Origin of the sequence: Geobacillus sp. FSL K6-3411, assembly GCF_037965715.1 — a bacterium.
Taxonomy (GTDB): domain Bacteria; phylum Bacillota; class Bacilli; order Bacillales; family Anoxybacillaceae; genus Geobacillus; species Geobacillus thermodenitrificans.
In genome coordinates this window covers 1483463-1503986 of record NZ_CP150187.1, presented here as the reverse complement: position 1 = coordinate 1503986, position 20524 = coordinate 1483463, and the positions used below count along the sequence as shown (strand labels likewise).

Annotated in this window: 17 protein-coding genes; 7 read left to right on the top strand and 10 right to left on the bottom strand. The window is 50.2% G+C overall.

The annotated features are described in order from the left end of the window. The first annotated feature begins 101 nt into the window (after nucleotides 1-101). Nucleotides 102-230 carry a hypothetical protein gene (locus NSQ22_RS07535; protein ID WP_008879414.1) on the top strand — a complete coding sequence of 43 codons (129 nt, stop codon included), beginning with the start codon at nucleotides 102-104 and terminating at the stop codon, nucleotides 228-230. A gap of 20 nt (nucleotides 231-250) precedes the next feature. Then, nucleotides 251-904, top strand: coding sequence for an SIMPL domain-containing protein (locus NSQ22_RS07530; protein WP_081157533.1), 654 nt, complete (start codon nucleotides 251-253; stop codon nucleotides 902-904). On the opposite strand, the gene NSQ22_RS07525 is transcribed toward NSQ22_RS07530, so the two are convergent. From NSQ22_RS07525 to NSQ22_RS07515, 3 genes are all read right to left on the bottom strand, one after another. Then, entirely contained in the window at nucleotides 894-1628 is a 735-nt protein-coding gene (locus tag NSQ22_RS07525) for a hypothetical protein (protein WP_029760912.1), read from the bottom strand. The two genes, NSQ22_RS07530 and NSQ22_RS07525, sit on opposite strands and share 11 nt — an antisense overlap. A gap of 138 nt (nucleotides 1629-1766) precedes the next feature. Beyond that, a complete protein-coding gene (locus NSQ22_RS07520; protein ID WP_008879417.1) occupies nucleotides 1767-3026 on the bottom strand; it encodes an MFS transporter in 1260 nt (419 codons plus the stop codon). Nucleotides 3027-3168: 142 nt separating this feature from the next. Next, nucleotides 3169-3906, bottom strand: coding sequence for a CAP domain-containing protein (locus tag NSQ22_RS07515; RefSeq protein WP_011887263.1), 738 nt, complete (start codon nucleotides 3904-3906; stop codon nucleotides 3169-3171). A 154-nt stretch (nucleotides 3907-4060) separates the two neighbouring features. Here NSQ22_RS07515 and NSQ22_RS07510 point away from each other — a divergent pair, with 154 nt between their 5' ends. Continuing rightward, nucleotides 4061-5194 carry an IS4-like element IS5377 family transposase gene (locus NSQ22_RS07510; protein ID WP_015374614.1) on the top strand — a complete coding sequence of 378 codons (1134 nt, stop codon included), beginning with the start codon at nucleotides 4061-4063 and terminating at the stop codon, nucleotides 5192-5194. A gap of 417 nt (nucleotides 5195-5611) precedes the next feature. Here the strand turns inward: NSQ22_RS07510 and mngB are convergent, their stop codons facing one another. The 5 genes from mngB to NSQ22_RS07485 form a co-directional block, all read right to left on the bottom strand. Next, the gene (gene mngB / locus NSQ22_RS07505; protein WP_081157313.1) at nucleotides 5612-8251 is read right to left on the bottom strand and encodes a mannosylglycerate hydrolase; all 2640 of its coding nucleotides are present in this window, start codon (nucleotides 8249-8251) and stop codon (nucleotides 5612-5614) included. A 19-nt stretch (nucleotides 8252-8270) separates the two neighbouring features. Further along, a complete protein-coding gene (mngA, locus tag NSQ22_RS07500; RefSeq protein ID WP_060475802.1) occupies nucleotides 8271-10169 on the bottom strand; it encodes a PTS 2-O-a-mannosyl-D-glycerate transporter subunit IIABC in 1899 nt (632 codons plus the stop codon). A gap of 121 nt (nucleotides 10170-10290) precedes the next feature. Then, a complete protein-coding gene (locus tag NSQ22_RS07495) occupies nucleotides 10291-11028 on the bottom strand; it encodes a MurR/RpiR family transcriptional regulator (protein ID WP_029760915.1) in 738 nt (245 codons plus the stop codon). Between the two features lie 84 nt (nucleotides 11029-11112). Next, nucleotides 11113-11862, bottom strand: a complete 750-nt coding sequence (locus NSQ22_RS07490; RefSeq protein WP_008879420.1) for an SIS domain-containing protein — start codon at nucleotides 11860-11862, stop codon at nucleotides 11113-11115. Nucleotides 11863-11984: 122 nt separating this feature from the next. Continuing rightward, nucleotides 11985-13421 carry an NAD-dependent malic enzyme gene (locus NSQ22_RS07485; protein WP_035499176.1) on the bottom strand — a complete coding sequence of 479 codons (1437 nt, stop codon included), beginning with the start codon at nucleotides 13419-13421 and terminating at the stop codon, nucleotides 11985-11987. A 391-nt stretch (nucleotides 13422-13812) separates the two neighbouring features. Here NSQ22_RS07485 and NSQ22_RS07480 point away from each other — a divergent pair, with 391 nt between their 5' ends. Further along, entirely contained in the window at nucleotides 13813-14697 is an 885-nt protein-coding gene (locus NSQ22_RS07480) for a DMT family transporter (protein ID WP_011887259.1), read from the top strand. Between the two features lie 280 nt (nucleotides 14698-14977). On the opposite strand, the gene NSQ22_RS07475 is transcribed toward NSQ22_RS07480, so the two are convergent. Further along, nucleotides 14978-15529: a DJ-1/PfpI family protein gene (locus tag NSQ22_RS07475; protein WP_008879423.1), complete on the bottom strand. Its 552-nt coding sequence runs from the start codon at nucleotides 15527-15529 to the stop codon at nucleotides 14978-14980. Between the two features lie 150 nt (nucleotides 15530-15679). Here NSQ22_RS07475 and NSQ22_RS07470 point away from each other — a divergent pair, with 150 nt between their 5' ends. The 3 genes from NSQ22_RS07470 to NSQ22_RS07460 all read left to right on the top strand — a co-directional run bounded on the left by NSQ22_RS07470 (nucleotide 15680) and on the right by NSQ22_RS07460 (nucleotide 18327). After that, entirely contained in the window at nucleotides 15680-16408 is a 729-nt protein-coding gene (locus tag NSQ22_RS07470) for an NAD-dependent deacylase (RefSeq protein WP_008879424.1), read from the top strand. After that, nucleotides 16405-17277, top strand: a complete 873-nt coding sequence (locus tag NSQ22_RS07465; protein ID WP_008879425.1) for a fructosamine kinase family protein — start codon at nucleotides 16405-16407, stop codon at nucleotides 17275-17277. The genes NSQ22_RS07470 and NSQ22_RS07465 overlap by 4 nt, the downstream gene beginning before the upstream one ends. Nucleotides 17278-17766: 489 nt before the next feature. Beyond that, on the top strand, nucleotides 17767-18327 hold the full coding sequence (locus NSQ22_RS07460) for a L,D-transpeptidase family protein (protein WP_099232832.1): 561 nt from the start codon (nucleotides 17767-17769) through the stop codon (nucleotides 18325-18327). Nucleotides 18328-18365: 38 nt separating this feature from the next. Here NSQ22_RS07460 and NSQ22_RS07455 read toward each other — a convergent pair whose 3' ends face one another. Further along, a complete protein-coding gene (locus NSQ22_RS07455) occupies nucleotides 18366-20459 on the bottom strand; it encodes a GDYXXLXY domain-containing protein (protein WP_081157314.1) in 2094 nt (697 codons plus the stop codon). Nucleotides 20460-20524: the final 65 nt, after the last annotated feature.

Genomic DNA, 20524 nt, shown 5'->3' with positions numbered 1-20524 from the left:
GTACAATCGCCTCGAGAAGTTTCATCGCCAACCGGCACGTATAGGACAATGGCCGTTTTGAATAGGCTATATTAAACGAGGCAAGCGAAAGGGGGATGGCTATGAAGGCGATCGATTGGCAACTTTTCTCGTTTGTCGCCGTCTCATTGCTCAAAGAGTACTGGTGCTATGTCGGCCTGCCGCGCGTCTATTACTGGAGGGCAGCCGATGATGATCAAAAAGCCGCCTAGCGGCTGAAGGAGGGGATATGATGCAGCCATGGCACCGTCCCGCCCCATCCCGTGCAACGATGACTGTCATCGGCCAAGGAACGGTCACTGCAAAGCCGGATACCGTTATGATTGCGCTTGGCGTCCGCACCGCGCATCAGAACGTTCAAGAAGCACTAGCCGACAACGCCCGGCGCACCAACGATGTCATTGAGGCATTAAAAGCAGTCGGCGTCCGCCCGGAAGATTTCGAGACGACCGCCTTTTCGATCATTCCAACGTACGAACATCCCGACGGCGCAGCCGTCTTATCCGGATATGAGGTCGAGCATTGGCTCAACATCACCGTCCGCGATCCAAAAACAGCCGGCTCCATTTACGAAACAGCTGTCGCCCACGGGGCGAATCTTGCCCGCGGCTTAGAGTTCCGCCTAGCCAACGAACAAACTTACTATCAACAAGCACTGACGCTAGCGGTGAAAAACGCAAAAGAAAAAGCCCTGGCCATCGCCCGCACTCTTGGCTTGCCGCTTCACGACATACCCGTCGAGCTGAAGGAACGGCCGACAAGCCCGCCGGCACCATACAGCCCTATCGTTCTTAGCGCTTCCTCATCATCGTCGCCTGTGCAGACGCAAGATGTCACCATTACCGCCATCGTCGAAGCTGTATTCGCCTATTCGTTCATTTCGTGATATCGACTTCACGAACGCGGGCGCCGCCGAACAGCTCAACGCGGGCTGTCTTCTTTTTGCCATCCGGATGAACAGCCGTCACTGTGTATGCGCCTGGCAGATACGGGCCGATTTTTTTGACGAACGGGTCTTTTGTCTCCTCCTCCTTCACTTTTACCCCGTTGACGACGAGCGTCGCTTCGGAATCAGCGACACGGGCGTGGATGAAATATAGAGCCGGTTCAAACACATATCGATTTTCAAACACATGAATCGTAAACACCGGCGGATGGGACGTCAATCCTTTAATATACACTTGCTTGCCTTCGCTCTGACGAGCAAACTCCTCATCAAGCATTTTATACGCCTCCGGATGCTGGTCGAAATAGGCAAACAAAGGCGTTAGCGTTTGGTCATTGAGCGGTACCGTTTCATCCGTCACCCGCAACATCACCTGCAAGGCAGCGGCATTGCGATCTTCGATGGCCCCTTTTAACCTCATGATGGCGATCTCACGCCCTGCCGTCGTTTTCAACGCGCCGTATCCACTCCAAATCAGCGCACCCATCCCCCATAGGACAGCGAAAGCAAAAAGCAACCAACCGATGAAACGGTATTGTTTTTTTCTCTTTTCCCTGGACAAAACACGTGCTTGTTGGCGCTTCTCGTAGCGCGCCATCGCTGCAGCACCGTCTTGTCCGCTCCCCCCCTGAATCATATCCGGTTCAGACGTGTGCGGTTTCATGATCGCTTCCCCTCTCCTTCTCTTTATCTAGTTCCACTTTATGTTAGAGATAGGGAATATATGTTACACGAGCGTCGACGCGCTTTTTATTATAATGATGCATAAAAAAAACGGGTAGCCGTTTGCACTACCCTGTCATCAGGAAAGAGAAATATCGGATCGCTGCGCCCGTCCTGCTTGCTGGAACATCCACGCATACAGCCCTGCGCTTGCCAATGCGAGTATGCCGAGAAATGCAAATGTCCACGTATAGCCGATCCAAGTCACTGCGGCAAGAGAAAACGGTGCCAACATCCGGCCGATCGTAAAACGAAGGCTCGCCGCAGCAAAATATTGGCCACGCATATCCTCAGGCGCCAACTTCGACACAAACGACTGCTGCAAACCGGCCGTCATCAGCTCGGCCAGCGTAAACAGTCCCATTACTAACATCAACCCAACGATCGATGTCGTATGGCTAAACAGCCACATTGTGACGCCGTATAAAATCGACGAACCGATAAACGCCCATCGTTCGTCGTAGCGCTCCATATAGCGCGCCACCATCACTGTGCCAAGCACGACAAGCAGCCCGTTTTCTGCAATCAGGAGCCCAAACGCACTAGTCCCATCTATCGTAAAACGCCCCCATAATGTTTCCCCTTCGATTGTTTCTTTTGTATACACAGGAATTAACAAATCCAGCTGCATGAACGTTTGCGCCACCAGCACCCCAGCGGCGATAAACAAGAAAAAGGTGCGGTCGCGAACAATGACGGCGTATTGCCTTAGTTGTTCGCGCCAAAACTGCGGCCACTCCTCCACCTTCTTCCTGCCTGCCGCCAACGAAGCCGTTTCACGCAACTGTTTAGCCAACAGTGTCGCCATCGCGAAGCATGAGCAGGCCGCGGCAAGCAACAACGCAAACCGGTGATTCGCATAAAATAGCCCGCCGATCGTCGGACCGATGACAACCGAGACGTTGACAGATGTATAAAACACAGCAAATACATGACTTCGATCTTTTTCGGGCACAACATCCGCCACCATCGCCTGGCTCGCCGGCCAGTAAAACGCCCCACAAATGCCGGCAAACGTAAAACATAAAAAGCCGACGAGCGGCGACGACCACCATGGGGAACTAGCCAAGGCAAAAATAAAAAACGCCGCCCCCTGTCCGTAAGCGGATAACACCATCATCCGCTTGCGCCCGAACATATCGGCGCAATAACCGCCTAGCAAATTGGCAACAACAGAAAATACCTGTGAAACGATCAATAGCACACTTGCGGTTTCCTTGCCAAATGATTCGGCAAAATAAATGGCCATAAACGGAAAAAACATCCAAAAGGTTGTATTCATCAGCGCCTCGCCAAACAGCCGAACTTTCAAGTTGCGATCCCAGTCGCGTATTCGCATCGTCGCGTCCTCCGTGATCTACAGACTCATTTCAACCTGCTGAACATTATAACATAGTTTTCTATTTTTTGTTAGAGAACTATGCTAGCAAAAAAAATCCTGTCCATCAGACAGATGGACAGGATGGGGAAAGACGCCGTTCTTACTTGCGGATAAATTGCTGCGTCCAAATATAGCCGTTTTCTTCAAAACCAACGCCGATATGTGTAAAGTTTTTGTTCAAAATGTTGGCCCGGTGACCTTCACTGTTCATCCACGCATTAACCACTTCTTGCGGTGTGCGTTGGCCTTTAGCAATGTTTTCCCCAGCAGCTGTGTACGAGATGCCGAATTTTTTCATCATCTCAAACGGGGAGCCGTACGTCGGGCTGTTGTGCGAGAAGTAGTTGTTAACCGCCATATCGCGTGATTTTTCACGGGCGACTTTGCTGAGGGCTAAGTCGACTTGAAGCGCTGGCAGACCATGTTTTGCCCGTTCTTTGTTCGTCAATTCAACGACTTGCTGCTCATACGCATTTAAGCCCGTTGTTTCTTGTGTTGTAGACTTTGGTGCCGTTGCTGGCGTTTTTGCTGGCGCTTGCGTATTAGCTGCCGGTTTCTTCTCTGGCTGTTTGACCGTTGCCGGCGCTTGCGGCTTCGCCTCTGTCGGCTGTTTTACCGTTGGTTGTTGTGCCTGTTTAGCCGGTTGGATCGACACAAACGGGAAGTATTGTTTCAACCATTTTTCCAAATCTTGAACGTTTGTATTCGTATATTTTACTTGATACACGTTCGTCGTCGGGCATGTCGTCCCTGCTGCTTCCGTTTTCGTCGTTGCCGCAAACGAAGCACCGATGAGTGCAACCGAAGCGGCGATCGTGGCTACCATTTTCTTTTTCATTGGAATTCCTCCTTGGTTTCTATTTTCAAAGTTTCAAAGATTGTTGCGTCTCAGGCGTGTTGATTATCCAATAAAATCCAAAGGGTATAGAAAAAAGAGCACCTTTCCTGTAGAATGTGAGTAGCGACACAAACAAACCCAGGAGGTGCTCTCTATGAACAAGCATACCACACTCCCGAATTTGATGCAAAAACTTGTTTCGGATGAAGAGATTCAACTGATTGCCGAAGCGGTTGGGTATCGTGATTCGTCTCGAACCTTTACGTTGCGCGAGTTGATTCACTTCTTCCTGCTGGCCGCCATGCATCAATGGAAAAGCTTTCGCCACGGAGCCGATGTGGGGCCTCTGTATGGATTGCCGCGATTCCATTATTCAACTGTATCCAAGAAAGCGAAAGAAGTTCCCTATGACATCATGAAACGCTTGTTGGCGTTGATCATTTCCAAGTGCAACCGCCAAACCCGCCGTTCGCTTCGGTTTCCCAAACCGCTTCGGGTGGTGGATTCGACGACCGTCACGGTCGGGAAAAACCGCCTGCCATGGGCGCCGTATCACGGCGAACGCGCCGGAGTGAAGCTGCACGTCGCGTATTCGCCGGAATCCTCGTTGCCGGCAGACGTGGTGGAAACCATCGGACTGCGTCATGATGGCCCGGTGGGAGAACAGTTGACGAACGCTCAACAAGTGCTGGTGGAAGACCGGGCGTATTTCAAAATCGAACGCCTCGATCGATTTGTGGAGCAGCATCAGCTCTTTGTCATTCGGATGAAGGACAACATCGAACTTCATCAGAAAAAAAGCTTGAAACGCCTTTCCAGCACATCCTCATCGGTTCAAGCCGACTTCACGTGCCAGTTGGGGACGAAACAATGCCGCTCCACCAAGCGTCACCGGGTGGTGATCTTTCGAGATGCGAATGGCCGCGACATTCGGGTCGTGACGAACCTCTTCCATGCGTCTGCGGAAACCATTGCCGACATGTACCAACAACGTTGGACTGTTGAGGTCTTTTTCCGTTGGGTGAAGCAATATCTGAATGTCCCGACCTTGTTTGGCACGACGGAAAATGCGGTATACAACCAACTGTTTGCGGCGTTCATCGCGTATGTGTTGCTGCGATGGCTGTATGATCAAACCAAAAAACAGACGAACGTCTCTCTTTCCTTCATTTCGTTCGTTCGCCGTTTTTTCTCTGGGCAGCTTCCTCTCGATTGGAAATCCGGGATGGCCGCTGCTTTGTTTGAGTATGCCCAAATTTATGGAAGGCGTATGTCTAATTTTGGATAATCAACACTCGTGGTTGCGTCTGTCAATGAGGCTCGCGTTGTTCGATAAGGACCGTTCCGATGTCCTCTCAACCGCATCCCCATTATACCACGGGGTTTTTGTAATATTTTTGGTCCAAAATGGAAAAAGGAACATGTTGGCAACCTCTGGTTAAAAACACGATTGTTTTCATTGCCAGAGAAACACTGATTGCCGATGGCTACAACAATTGGAAGACACATCCTTTCACTAATGTTGACTCCTTTTTTTCCTCTATTACTCTAATGTTCTATATTTTTCTTGCAAAAAAAGAGTTGACAGTCTCTTATTCAGACATTTCACTTAACAATTGTTACATCTGCGTTACAAAATAGACAGAGAAACACATCGTTTTGTTATAAAAAAGAAGCTGGCGGCGATGAGCCCCAGCTTTTTTGTTTATTCACCGTTTCCCTCTTGATCAACAACAAGCACGGTTTGTACTTCGTTCGGTTTTACCTGCACAGTAAATCGTTGTTGTGCATCCATCGACAACGGCGCGAGCGGTGTTTCATTTAAGTTCGTGCGCCATACCGTCGATAACGACCCGTGCCATTGGAATGACGCCATCGTCTTCTGCACTGTTGGGTTAAAGAAACGAATAACTACGCCGCGGTTGTCTTCACTTCGCTTCACCGTGCTTAGCACCGTCTCACCTTCCTGCTGTGAAAACAAGCTATATTCATACGGTACTGAAAACGCCACCGGATTCATTTTCATGGCATCGTACGGCAGTTTGTTGTACGTATAAAGCGGCGTCAAAAACTGTTTCGCCCGTTTGGCGACATTTGCTTCTTCCGTCGTTCCACGATGCGTTGTCAACGCGAAGTGCAGCTCACTTGTACCGAACATTTGTGAATTCGGCGTTTCCATTTTAATTCCGGAAGGACGACCCGGCCGACGCACGAGCTCTTCTTTACCAAGATAACCGACGCTGCGCAAAAGTGTCACCGCGATCGTATCATGCTGTTTCCCGACAATCTCATACTCTCTCGTGCTGTTCGTCAGCACGGCTACACCGCCTGTTTCATCCGACAATCCGACATACGTAAGCATCGGGTAGATCGCATCTGGACGTTCGTCCCATCCTTCTTGCTCCCATACATCAATTGCCGGATCGACGACCGGCCGCCGAATGACGCCGAATTGGTTGTCAGCGACCGAATGGGACGAAGCAATACCGGTTGGTACATACATGCGAACACGGTGATCTTTTGCTTCGTTGTTGATGAGCACCCGGACATCGATGAGTGGTTGATCCATCGGAACAGTCAACCGAATGGAGACATCCAGAATACAATCGTGCCGTTTTGCTTTTCTGCCTTCAAGGTCGGCCGGCAACGGCAACCGGTAAGCAATATCGGCATAAGCAAAATAGCTGTTTTGACGGAGCGAATATGTCGCCTTCACTTCCTTATTATCAATCGGTTCATCGCCCGGCAAAGGGGAAAAGTCGTATTCGTCCCCATCATCACCGACATCTTCAAGCAAGAGCACATCACGGAAGGTTCGCTGCAGCTGTTTGTCATAAACGTTAATCGTTCCATTCTCGTTAACAGTGATTGTGTAAAAAGGCGTATCAATTTGCTCAACAGCCGTTGGTGTCTGTGTTTTCATCTGTTCCGCCTCTTGCACAACGTACGCCTTATACCCCATCGCCGGGATGCGATCGCGGAAATGGATCGTGTAGCGGATAAACGGATCGTAGTTGCCGTAATGGACAATTTGCCGGTCAATGAGCCCCGGGTCAACAATCGTTTCATCGACCACTTCAAATTCTACCGGTTCCCCGTGCTCATCCACGAGGCGGAATGCTTTCCATTTCGTCGTAATTTCCGCTTCGATCGGCTCATTCCGTTCGTATGGGAGTGTGTTGTACACAACCAACTTGTCAATCGACCGATCCGACGGCATCGCATCGGCAATTTTGCGCATATAAAACGTTATGAGTCGGTCGGTCCGCTCTTCCGCTAGCGCAAAGCGCCCCAAAATGTCGCGATGAACGAGGTCTGAGCAGCAGCAACCAATGCTGTCATGCGCATGGTTTTTCATCATCTCTTTCCAAATGAGCTCCATCAGCCGATGCTCGTACGGAAACCCAAGAGTCGAGGCGATGGCAGCCAGCGGCTCAAGCACGTTCGTTACTTTGTTTTCAATGCGGGCGTTCGCCGCTTTAATGTCCATGCGAGTCGAGTAAATGCTGCGATGAACGCGCATATATTTGCCGTCCAAAAACTCGCCGCGTATAACTGGAAGCTGCTCTTCTTTTTCCAACTGTTCAAACACATGTTCATAACGGCTTAAGAAAAAGGTCCGCTCTGGATAGAGCGTTTGCAGCTTGTTGATCACGTCAAAAATATTTTTTTGAATCGGCATTTGGTCATGGCCGTTCGGAATGAGAATATGCTCGGTGGTTGCCCCGCGGTCCAAAACGGAAAAGTATTTGTCCATCCGCTCCTTCAGTTTTGCTTCATCAGTCGGAAGATACTTGCCGATGGCATAACCGAGCGGGAATAGCTGCACAAGCACTTTAGAACCGTCATTACTCACCCAGTAAAACTCGGTTTTGTCTGTGCCGTGTCGTTCCGACACACCGCGCCAAAAAATGGCCCGCTTAATACCGAAGCCATTCAAAATTTGCGGCATCTGCGCTGATTGTCCGAACGAGTCAGGAAGATAGCCGATTTGCATTGGCTCGCCGAACTCCTGGCAATCTTTCAGCCCATAGAGTAAGTTGCGGACAATCGACTCCCCGCCGACGACCATTTCATCCGTTTGCGTATACCACGGACCGATGATCAGCTTTCCTTCTTGGACAAGGCGGCGAATGCGCTCTTTTTGCTCCGGCTTGACGGACAAATAGTCTTCTAATACAACCGTCTGCCCATCGAGAACAAAGTACGGGTAATCACGATTCGTTTCCAACATCTCTAATATTTCTTCCATATCGTTCACTAACAAAATGCGCGATTCTTCCGCGGAAAAATACCACTCGCGGTCCCAATGCACATGAGGAACAATGTGAACGTATCGTTTCAATGATTTCACCTCATTTGCCTTATCGTTGTTGCATCTTTAACTTTTGCACGCGCGTGGCAACTAACAGCACCATGGAAATAAATGCCCCAATTAGTGCAGCGCCGAGCCAGATGAATCCTGCTTTCCATAACGAGGCGCCTTGTAGGACAAATAGCGAGAAAATACCGGCTCCGGGAACGTTCAGTCCAATTTGTGAAGCCGTGACAATCGCTCCGGTGACTGCCGATCCGATGCAAAGCGACGGAATGACGCGTAGCGGATCGTTAATCATAAACGGAATGGCTCCTTCGGTAATACCAGCTAGCCCAAGAATCCATGTTGATTTGCCGACTTCTCGCTCATATTCTTCAAAATACCGTTTGAACAACAGCGTCGCTGCAGTAACTGAAAACGCCGACACCATTTTCACCGAGGCAAACGCCGCATACGGAATAAAGTTGCCGCTTGCCATCGCACCAATGCAAAACGTATACGCCGCTTTATTGACAGGCCCACCTAAATCGAATGACACCATAACTCCTAAAATCGCGCCGAGCACAATGGCGTTACTGCCCGACAAGTTGTCCAGCCACTCAAGCAGCGCATTGTTCAAACCGGCGACTGGCTTGCCGAACACAAACAGCATAAGCGCTCCGACAACAAGCGAACCGATGACCGGATACAACCAAAAGCTGATGAATCCAGAGAACGCACCTTTTGGCGGAAGCTGCTTTTTCAACCACTTCATAAAGTAGCCCGCCAAAAAGCCGCCGAGCATGCCTCCTAAAAAGCCACTGTTGATCATCGTCGCAGCAATCCCAGCTGCAAATCCCGGACCAAGCGCTGGTTTGTCGGCAATCGCATACGCCATGTAAGCTGACAGCACTGGAATCATGAGCGTACCAAGCATATTGCCGCCTAGTTTACGCAACATCCAAAGCCACGAATTTTCCGTATCGTACACTTGCTGTAATCCGAACGCTTGGGCGATGAGCACCGCACACGCCAAAATCATCCCGCCGGCAACGATAATCGGAATAATATGAGAAATGCCGGTCAAAATGGCATTTTTCACTTCTGTTTGCCATGAAACGCGCTCAGGTTCCGTTTCCTTTGCCGGCTCATATTCCCGCTTTCCTTCCTTCCCCGCTTTCTCAAGCGCTTTCAAAATGACGCCTTTCGCATCTTTCAATGGCGCCGCAACTGTCGTTCGGTACACGGGCAAATGGGCAAACCGCTCCTCGTTTTTCACCGCCACATCCGCAGCAAAAATCGCTGCTTCGGCTTTTCGCAGTCGCTCCTCTGTGTGACGATCTTCAATGCCGTTCGCCCCTTGCTTTTCAACGTATACAGCAACCCCGACCTCCCGTCCGGCTTGCTCTAAAGCTTCAGCTGCCATATACGTATGGGCGATGCCAGCCGGGCAGGCTGTCACGGCGACAATCGTTTTTTTTGCTGCCGCTGCGTCAATGGCCTCTCTCGTTTCTTCATCAAGAGCTCGATACATCTCTTCCGCCGTGCGGCATTGCTGCAACCGTTTACGATATTCAACGCGTGCCAGCCGTTTGGCAAACTCCGCGAGCAAATCCAAATGCGTCGATCCCGCTTCCTGTTCCGGAATCGCTAATAAAAAAACGAGTTCTACTTCATTGGACGGGTCGATGCTCTCCCAATCACGAATCGGCCGAACCAGCTTCGCCACCGCAAAGGCTGCCGATTTTACTGCTTTCGATTTCCCGTGCGGAATGGCTAGGCCCGCTTCGAGCCCCGTCGGAGAAAGCGCTTCCCGCTCCATCACCGCTTGATAAAACAATTCAGCCGAATACAATTTCCCCTCCTCGTCCAACTTGCTAATGAGATGGCGAATGACTTCTTCTTTTGTAGACAACGACAATTCTACATCGATCAGCCGAACGTTCGTCAGCTGTTTTAGTTCCATCTCTCTCATCCTCTCTTTCCATGCCGTTTGTCGACTTCATTATAAAAGAAAAAAAGCAAGAAGACTGAAATCTTCTTACTTTTTCACTATTCTCTCGCTGTGATTCAGTTTGTTTGTGTATTTATACACATCCACTCTGCTTTTGCCAATATCGTTCACTTAACACCCGCAACACAAGATAGAGCGATGTACGGTCGGTAACATCATATTTGTTTAAAAACTGTTTGGGCGCCCAGCAATACAAATGAAAATCGGCAAGATCAGCGAGTGAATTTGGACAAAAATGCGTCAAACTGATGACAAACGCCCCGTTCTGCTTCGCGGCCGCGACCGCCTCAAGCACTTGCTTCGTTTCTCCGGATACGCTAATGACAAAGACAACATCCTTTTCCCCGCAATGATCCGCATTATATAGCATATCGTGGCGTTGGACAAAAAAGTCGGCCTGTTTGCCGACGCACCGCAAATGTTTAGCCATCATCTCGCAAAAATAAGCAGAATCGCCGACGCCGTAAAAAAAGACGTGCTTGGCCTCATGCATCTTGCGCACAGCTTCTTCAATGAGCTGATCATCAATCAGCTCTTTCGTTTTTTCAATGATCGTTGTTCCGTCCGCCCGTATGGCCGTCCCGCCCCGCTGCTCGAGTGCCAACGCCGCCTTCAGTTCAGCAAACCCTTTATATCCTAATTTTTTGGCAAACCGGACGATCGTGTTCGGCACTGTATAAAGCGCTGCCGCCATTTTCTGAATCGAAATGTCAGCGATCTCTTTGCGGTACTCCATAATGTAATCAACAATTTGGTCATCCGTATCGTTCAGCTTATCGGCATACAGTCGCACCCGTTCGTCAAAACGCATCCGTCTCCATCTCCCACCGTCTCATCGTTTACTACAATTTTAGCAAGAACCGATGGCAGTTGGCTACAGAGCCTGGTTCTGACGCTATGGCTGACACCCTTCAATCAATACCGGAATGCGTTCTTTATACTTCTCAATCCAGCGGCGGTTATGTTCGTCTGCCCCCTCGATGTTGCCGCTTAAAAAGACAGGCGGCTCAACTCCGTTTTCTGCCATAAGCGCAATTGCCTCAGCCAAAACGGCGTTTAAAATCGCACTGCCGACCACTGTCGAAGTGGGAGCAAATGGGACTGAAACGTTCTGATGGGTTAAAATCGCATCGCCTTTCACGGAATGGTTGTCAATCACAAGGTCGACGACCTCATATAACAACCGGCCGCTCTTATGCCGCGAGGGCTGGCTTTTTGAATATTCCAAGGATGTTATGGCAATGGTATAAGCGCCTTTCGCTTTCGCCGCCAGCGCCACATCAATCGGAACCGGATTGCGCCCTGATGTGGACAAAATAAAGAAAACGTCTCCGGAACGAATATCTTCGCGATCTATAAAACTCGGTGCGAAATCATTCATTCGCTCTAACATCGAAGACCGAACCGCTCCTTCATGCAGCATCAACGGTTCCACAAAAATGGGTTTCACCGGGACAAGTCCACCCGCACGGTAAAACACTTCCTCCGCCATAATATGAGAATGACCGCATCCGAATAGTTGAATGATCCCGCCGTTCTGAACCGCCTTACTCACTGCATGGGCGGCCTTTTTCAGATTGTCCTTTTCGTGTTTTAAAACGAGGTTTAGACGTTCGTTGATTTTTTGAAAATATTGATCGATCACTGCCCCTTCGCTCCTTAACCTTATTTCTAAACGTGATTCGCCCGCAATAAGACGCTCCTGCAACGAAAAAACGGCTTCCCTTTACAAAGGAAGCCGTCCATCGGTTCGATTGGGTTGCTTGTTTACTGTCCTGTGTACCCACCAACCGGAATGTTGTCCTTCCGAGCGACCCCGGTGCGGTAAGCTGCTTCAATGACCGCCTGGCGAACGCGTTCTACTACTTTACTGTTAAATACACTTGGGATGATATACGTTTCGTTCAATTCATCTTCGGTGACAACCGAAGCAATCGCTTTTGCGGCAGCAAGCTTCATTTCTTCATTAATTTCTTTCGCTCGGCAGTCCAATGCACCGCGGAAAATGCCCGGGAAGCAAAGAACGTTGTTAATTTGGTTCGGATAGTCAGAACGTCCGGTCGCCATCACGCGCACGTACGGTTCGGCCAGCTCCGGATCGATTTCCGGCACCGGGTTGGCCATCGCAAACACGATCGGATCGCGGGCCATTTTTTTCACGTCTTCGACTTTCAAAATGCCTGGGGCGGAAACGCCGATAAATACGTCCGCACCAACGATCACATCCGACAAGCTTCCTTTGAGATTATCAGGATTGGTGATTTGTGCATATTCTTGCCAATACGGATTTTCGTACGTTTCATCGCGGTGGATGGCGCCATAACGGTCGACCCCGATAATGTTGCGCACACCGGCAGCAAGCAAAATTTTCGTGCAAGCGATGCCGGCCGCGCCAATACCAGTTAAGACGACTTTGATATCCTCAAGCTTTTTATCGACAATTTTCAACGCATTCAGCAATCCAGCAAGCAACACGACCGCTGTGCCATGTTGGTCGTCGTGGAACACCGGGATGTCAAGTTCTTCTTTCAAACGCGCCTCAATTTCAAAGCAACGCGGCGCCGAAATGTCTTCCAAATTAATGCCGCCAAACGCCGGGGCAATCGCTTTCACAATTTGAATGATTTCTTCCGTATCTTTCGTGTCCAAGCAAACTGGGAACGCATCGACTCCCGCAAACTGTTTAAACAGCATCGCTTTCCCTTCCATGACCGGCATCGCTGCATACGGGCCGATGTCCCCAAGCCCGAGCACTGCCGTACCGTCGGACACGACCGCGACGGTGTTGCGTTTAATCGTTAACGAATACGCTTTGCGCGGATCTTCAGCGATAGCCGTGCAAACGCGTGCCACGCCCGGCGTATACACTCGCGACAAATCATCACGTGTTTTCACCGGAATTTTCGAATTCGTTTCAATTTTCCCCCCGATGTGCATTAAAAACGTGCGGTCGGAAACGTTCACAATTTTGACGCCTCGAATTTTTTTCAGCGCCTCGATGATCAAATCGCATTGCTTCGTATCGAGCGCGCTGACGGTAATGTCACGCACTGTATGAACTTTACTCGATGAGATGACGTCAATCCCGACGATGTCTCCACCTGCTTTGCCAATGGCTGCGGCGATATCGCTAAATGAGACGATATCTTTTTCAAACTGGAGACGAATCGTAATGTTCATCGCTGCCCCGCCTGGTAATGCCATAACAATCGTCCTTCCTTTTCTCTATTTTATAAACAGCCTTACGGTACACATGTTATCTTATGAGTAAAAAAAAGACAACCCTTATTGTTTGAGCAGGACAAACGAGCGAATATTATCAGGATGTGCTTTGATCGGCAACATGACCATTGTCGCTGTCCGCATTACAAGCTACCGTCTATTGTCTGTGTTCATCGAAAACAAGGCGGGAAGGCATGATTTTCTTGCCCTTAACAAACTCAAAGAAATAAGCTACACGAAACGCTCCGTACTTACGCCTGCATTGGGAAACGGAGGCTTGAAATAAAATAAAAGGAAAACGAAAAAAGAGGAAACTACGGAAGAGGTGAAGTAAACGTAAAGGATAGGAGAAACAAAACAGGGGCGAAGAAAGATGAAAGAAAAACTATTTCTAGTCTTGGCCAACTTGTTTTGGGCCGGCAATTACGTGGTCGGCAAAGCGGTCATCACGGAAACTGGCCCGTTTTGGCTGACTTTGATTCGCTGGTGCGCCGCCTTCATCATCCTAGTTCCTGTGTCCTATTGGCTTGAGCGGCCGCGCTACTGGGATGTAATGAAACAATATTGGCTGCCGCTCGTTGCGTCTGGGGCGCTCGGCATTATCGGCTATAACTTACTTTTGTACGGCGCGCTCGCCTATACGTCATCGATGAATGCAGCGATCGTCAACTCACTCAATCCGGCCATCATCGTCGTGTTGTCGTATATGTTGCTACGAGAACGACTGTCAACAGTGAATATCATCGGGTTTTTATTATCGCTCATTGGCGTGCTGTTTATTTTGACAGACGGGCATATCGGTCATATCTTCCAAACAAACTACAACCGCGGCGATTTGATGATGCTCGCAGCCGGCGTCGTCTGGGCACTTTATTCGATCATTGGCAAAAAACTCCCTGTTCCGCCGATAACAGCGACGGCGTGTTCCGTCTTTTTCAGTTTGATCATATTATGGCCGTTCGCTATGTTGTATCCGTTCCCATCCGATCAATTGAGCGCAGCTGGGTTCGCTGGGATTACCTATATTTGCTTGTTTCCGTCCGTTCTTTCCTTTTTATTTTGGAACGTCTCGGTGCAAAAAGTTGGCCCCAGTCATGCCGGCGTATATTTAAACTTGATTGCCGTGTTTACCGCTTTGATCACGTTTTTGCTTGGCGGCACTCTATCCGTCTCGCAGCTTGCAGGCGGCGCTTTCGTCTTGTTTGGCGTCTATTTGGCGACGAAAGCGAAGTCGAAACAAACGGACATCACCGGCTGATGATTCTCTAGCTGTTTCTCCGCAGACCGGGATGCTTGCCCGGCTCCTTTCTGCCTCACCGACTGGCGACATAATGAAAAAATGTCCCCTCCGTTCATGACCAAAAGATTCCTCACCATTCACGGAAACAAAAATGGGAAAAGACAGAGCGGGCCAACACGCGCTGTCATCTCCCTTTGCAATCAAAGAAACCGAGGTCGGTCGCAAACAGTACAGCATCAACCTTTTCACATGAGAAAAAGCGGCCTCCCTGTTTTGAAGGGAGACCGCTGTTTTTCCACTATTGAAGCAAACGGAGAAACTCGCGCATAAACGCCGGCAAATCCGGCCAAGCATGGGCGGAAACGAGGTTGCCGTCGACATGCACGGTTTGGTCGGACACATATGTCGCTCCGAGCGCTTCGACCCCCGGTTTGCAGGCGATATATGCTGTCAAGCTCCGTCCTTTCAGCACATCAGGCATCGTTTCAAAAATAAGCGAAGCATGACAAATCGCGGCAATCGGCTTATTTGCCTCAAAGAAATGGCGAACGATGCGCTGTACGTTTTCATCAAGACGAATGTATTCCGGCGCGCGTCCACCCGGAATAATTAACGCATCGTATTGCGTCGGATCGATCTCGGCGAACGACGCATGAGCATCAATCAAGTATCCTTGTTTTTCCACATACGTATCCCAGTCGGTAAAATCATGGACAACGGTGTGCAGTTTCTTTTTCTTCGGTGCGGCAATCGTTGCCTCATGCCCTTCTTCCAACAAACGATAATACGGGTAATACACTTCAAGCGCCTCAACAGCGTCACCGGTAATGATCAATACACGTTTTCCCATATTTCTTTCCTCCTTGCCCATTTTTTTCTTTCCCCTTCTTCTATCATAATCGAAATAGACGGACAGGGAAAGCAAAATGATTGTCGAACATATATGAATGACCCATTGAACTGTAAAATGGGGAGAGAAAAAGGTAAAGGAGGAAAAACAGTGACCATTGCCTCCTGGCTTACCAACTCGCGAAAGACGGTTGTGCTTACTGGCGCCGGCATGTCAACCGAAAGCGGGCTGCCTGATTTCCGCTCGCCGCGCACGGGGCTGTGGGCGCGCTTCAATCCGAGCGAATTGGCCACCGTCGATGCCTTACACCACCGCCACGAGTCATTTGTTGAGTTTTACCAATATCGCATCCGCACCTTGCAACAGTGTCAGCCACATAACGGGCATCGCCTGTTGGCTGATTGGGAGCAACGCGGAATCGTACGGACGATCGTGACCCAAAACGTCGATGGTTTTCACCAACAAGCCGGCAGTCAATGCGTCATCGAACTGCATGGCTCGCTGCGCACCGTCCATTGCCAGCAGTGCGGGCAGAAACAGCCGAGCCATGTTTATTTACACGGCGTATTGACGTGCGAATGCGGCGGTGTTTTACGCCCATCGGTCGTGTTGTTTGGCGAACCTCTGCCAGAGAGAACCATCACCCAAGCGTGGGAGGAGGCCCGCCAAGCGGACTTATTCCTTGTGCTCGGCTCATCCTTGCAAGTATCGCCGGCGAATCAGCTGCCGTTTGTCGCCAAACAAAATGGAGCCAAATTGGTCATCATCAACTGGGAACCGACGGAACTCGATCATCTGGCTGATGCCGTCATTCATCAACGGAAAATTGGCGAAGTGCTCAAAGAAATTGACCAACAGCTGACGGAGGGAGCACCATGAACAGGGAAACGATTTTGCAAGAGGCGCTTCGCTCAATCGGCGACGATTCGCGAATCCGTCATTGGCGCCGAGTATCAGGCGGCGACATCAATGACGCCTACCGCGTTCAAAGCGACAAACAAACGTATTTCATCAAAATGCAACGCTTCCCGCCAGCTGGCTTTTTCGCCGCCGAACAGGTAGGATTGGAGCTGATCAAGCAGGCGAATGCGATCCGTGTCCCAGGCGTCTTCGGCACTGGGGAGGCGGACGGATACGGCTGGCTTGTCCTCGAGTGGGTGGAAGGAACAGAAACAGCGCAGACGGCTGAACAGCTTGGGCGCGGCCTCGCCCGCCTTCATCATTGCCGCGGACCGGCGTTCGGGCTTGACCGCAATACCTATATCGGGATGCTGCCGCAACGAAACGGATGGTACGGCCGTTGGCTCGACTATTACCGCGATGTCCGCCTCGTCCCGCAAATGAAACGGGCGGCAGCGAACGGCCTTCTGTCCGCCAAGCGGCAAACACGTTTTGAACGTTTGCTCGAGCGACTTGACCAGTGGATTCCAAACGATTGCTTTCCATCGTTGTTGCACGGTGACTTATGGGGCGGCAACTGGCTTCCGGGTCCGGGCGGCGTCCCGTATTTGATCGATCCGTCCGTTTTTTATGGCCATTACGAGTTGGAAATCGCGTTCACTGAGCTGTTTGGCGGCTTTCCGCCCCAGTTTTATGCGAGCTATCAAGAGCTTATGCCGCTCTCTTCGGAGTACCATGAACGAAAGCCGCTTTACCAGCTGTTTTATTTACTCGTGCACTTGAATTTGTTTGGTGAGGCGTATGGCACGGCGGTCGACCGCGTGCTCGAACGCTATGCGGGGGAGTAAATTCCCCCGTTCCTCGATGTTGACATACCGCGTACAATGTCCTGTCTTTCCGATCAACGCCATTTTTTGACCGCATCATGCGCATGTTTCCACTTTGATCGTTTCGGTATCTTGCGACTTCGATACACGAACTTGTCATAAACTAACGACCTTTCCTCTTTTTCCAATCAATTATGGAAAATACTCTCACGGAAGTATGATGCTAAAAAACAGAAATGGATTGAAAACCAACCAGTTGATTTATTACTATAAATCTAGCACTAACCAACGTTTCCATGTTTCGTCAGTTCCGATGTCTAACCAGTTGAGATGATGACCGTACAACATTTCATAGAGCGATAGTTATCAACAAAGGGGGATGACTATGCGGCGCTGGTTTTGGCTGCTTTGTAGCTTCGTGCTTGCCCTATCAGCCGGGCGAGCAGACGCTTCGGCGCTATCAGTAGAAAAAAGATTCTCAATCGGCTGAACAAGTTGCCAAACGGGCAGGTGTTAGTTGTAGTTACCAGTCATGCCAAGGCACGAAGCGGGACATTATACCTTTACGAAAAACAAAACGGAACATGGCGGAAAGTGCTCGCGAACATCCGCGTTGTTGTCGGTAAAAACGGCATTGGCAAACAAAAAGAGGGAGATGGAAAGACGCCCGCTGGCGTTTACCCATTAGGTACAGCGTTCGGCACCGCCAAAAAGCCGGCGGGGCTGAAAATCCCCTACCGGCAAACAACCGCTTACGATTATTGGGTGGACGATCCGACATCCAAAGACTACAACCGCTGGATTTATTACCGCGGCAACCCGCATCGGCGCTGGAAATCGTTTGAACGCCTCACTCACCCACTTTACAAATATGCCGTCGTCGTTCGTTACAACGACAGCCCGATCGTGAAAGGAAAAGGAAGCGCCATCTTTCTGCACATTTGGCCACGCCCTTCCAGTTATACGCTCGGCTGCATCGCCATGGCTGAAAAAGATCTCTTATCCGTCATCAAGCGGCTTGACGCCAAAAAGAAGCCCATCATTCTCATTAGCGAACAGAAAAAATTATGAATCGGATTCGCCAAATGAGCTCACGGGAGACAGTGGGCTCATTTTGTGCTGATCTCCTCAAGCAACGCATCGCCGTTTTTGCTGACGCGCACATAAGCGAAACGGGCGTTTTCCTGCCATCGCACTCCTGTTTTTTCCGGCACGAAATACGACTCAATTCCGTATACGACTCGGGTATCATAGAAGGTGCCGCTGATCACAATGTCCCCTTGTTGTCGCGTAAATCCGGGCCGTTTTTCACCATTGACAGCATACACGCCGGCAAAGCGGTGCACCCCATCCGGCCCTTTTCGCAACAAAACTTGCACCTTACCACTTCCGGCCAATGACCGGATCGTGGAAATGTCATAACGCAACTGAATATAATCCCCTTGCAGCACCGAACGCGGATCCACCGGCTCAAGTTCTAACTTTACCACATCACCATACCGCAACAAGCGTTCCTTTTGCCATATCGTAACCCCTACAAAAACAAATTGGGCGGCGACAACAATCGCTACGAAAAGTGAAACGCGCCGACGCCAACGCACTCCTTCAGATAACACGAGCTGATTTCGCTTTTCCAACCAGACCGCCCAGACAAGCAGCACGATCCCAGCAGCTAGCAAACTGATCGATTTATGAAGCAAGTTCCATGCTAGTTCGTAATATTTCAACACAAGATAAAGTGCTGTATACCCCCAAGCAACAGCTCGCTCCTGGCGCCGCTGTTGAAACAAGAAAAAGCCGAGCACAGCAACCATGGCGATATTAGAAACAATATATAGTCCATCGGCGGTAAACATGTCAACGCTTGTCGCGATCCCGAGCGCGCCTAGCGCCAACACGAGCGGGGTGAGAGCTGTCTTCCCTCTCCACCGGTCGTATGCGTACAAACCGCCGTTCAACACGGCAAGCGCCAGCAGCACAAGCCGCCCATCTTCAATGGTCAATTCAAGTGCCACAAACAAATAGAGCGTCAACGCCACCGTCGTCAACCGGCGCACCCCGTGCTCGAAGGAACGGATCAGTGCGAACGCCAATACAGCAGCATAAAGAAACAACACGACCGTCGACACTTCCGGCGCCATCGCCAATCCAAGCCCGTAACCGACTGCAAGCAACGTATAGCGAACAACAGAATTCCACCGTCGGCCAAGCGAGGCAGGAAGAACAAATCCGAAGATCGAGACGAAAAAGAGCACATACGGCGACCATGATTCCGTCCAAAGGAGATACAAGCCGAGCAAACTTGCCGTCGCCAACGCCGAAGCCGCAAGCGTAATCACAGCCTGAAACGCCGTCAAAAACCATTTTCCAGCCCGCGTCCCCGACGAAAACAGTCCCGCCCGCTGCAGAAGCACGATTCCGCCATACAGAACAGCCGCTGCCACTGCAAGCCCAATGAGAAGCAGCCATGTTTCAAAATGATCCACGAGCAGACGAATGTATTGAATCAGCAAAAACAAGCCGGCAAACAAACTTGTCAGTAACGTGTACGACCGCTGTTTTGAGATCGCAAGAAAGTAATACAGCAATCCGGCTAACAGCGCTGCATATACGTATGGCCACCAGACATCGCGTCCGTACGAAAAACCAGTGATACCGATCATCAGCAGCCAGCCATGCATGGCCGCATAGGCGAGACGGGCTGCCCACAGCGAACGGCTCACGCCAAAGAGGGCTCCGTTGACAGCAGCAAACAACAATAGCCAGCCAAACGATGACCATTCCGTCCACTCGATATGGTAAGCAGAAGGGAAATAATAAAACCAGCAGGCGAGTTGTAGCAACACCACAGCGAGAACTGAAAGCGCTTGGTCTTTGGTCAGCCGCGCCAGCAAGGCGGTCGGCACAAGCCAAATGAGAAACAACCAATAACTATCAGCGTGGGAATTATAGATTTGCCCAAGCAATGCCAAGGCAATGCCAAACGACAGCGCCCCGCCAATCAACATCCAACGCCCTAAAAAATGATGAAATCTCATTAACACTGCACTAACGACATAAAATCCAGCCATGACGGCGATGCTGATTCCGGCTTTCTCCTCACGTCCCATCTCAGGCCAGTTGGCAGCAAAAAAATAAACTATGCTGGCAATGAAGCACAACAGCGCCAACGCATACCCTGCTTTCACAACGCGAACTGACATATTCCTCTCTCTCCTTGTGGCGTTTTGCTACTAACATATGCTTGAAAAACTGTCCAAAAGACCAC

Bases quoted from the DNA above. Each gene is read 5' to 3' on its own strand.
- NSQ22_RS07480 (WP_011887259.1), top strand. From the start codon at position 13,813: ATGAAAGAAAAACTATTTCTAGTCTTGGCCAACTTGTTTTGGGCCGGC.
- NSQ22_RS07530 (WP_081157533.1), top strand. From the start codon at position 251: ATGCAGCCATGGCACCGTCCCGCCCCATCCCGTGCAACGATGACTGTC.
- NSQ22_RS07535 (WP_008879414.1), top strand. From the start codon at position 102: ATGAAGGCGATCGATTGGCAACTTTTCTCGTTTGTCGCCGTCTCATTG.
- NSQ22_RS07515 (WP_011887263.1), bottom strand. From the start codon at position 3,906: ATGAAAAAGAAAATGGTAGCCACGATCGCCGCTTCGGTTGCACTCATC.
- NSQ22_RS07485 (WP_035499176.1), bottom strand. From the start codon at position 13,421: ATGGCATTACCAGGCGGGGCAGCGATGAACATTACGATTCGTCTCCAG.
- NSQ22_RS07520 (WP_008879417.1), bottom strand. From the start codon at position 3,026: ATGCGAATACGCGACTGGGATCGCAACTTGAAAGTTCGGCTGTTTGGC.
- NSQ22_RS07525 (WP_029760912.1), bottom strand. From the start codon at position 1,628: ATGAAACCGCACACGTCTGAACCGGATATGATTCAGGGGGGGAGCGGA.
- NSQ22_RS07510 (WP_015374614.1), top strand. From the start codon at position 4,061: ATGAACAAGCATACCACACTCCCGAATTTGATGCAAAAACTTGTTTCG.
- mngA (WP_060475802.1), bottom strand. From the start codon at position 10,169: ATGGAACTAAAACAGCTGACGAACGTTCGGCTGATCGATGTAGAATTG.
- NSQ22_RS07495 (WP_029760915.1), bottom strand. From the start codon at position 11,028: ATGCGTTTTGACGAACGGGTGCGACTGTATGCCGATAAGCTGAACGAT.
- NSQ22_RS07455 (WP_081157314.1), bottom strand. From the start codon at position 20,459: ATGTCAGTTCGCGTTGTGAAAGCAGGGTATGCGTTGGCGCTGTTGTGC.
- NSQ22_RS07475 (WP_008879423.1), bottom strand. From the start codon at position 15,529: ATGGGAAAACGTGTATTGATCATTACCGGTGACGCTGTTGAGGCGCTT.
- NSQ22_RS07465 (WP_008879425.1), top strand. From the start codon at position 16,405: ATGAACAGGGAAACGATTTTGCAAGAGGCGCTTCGCTCAATCGGCGAC.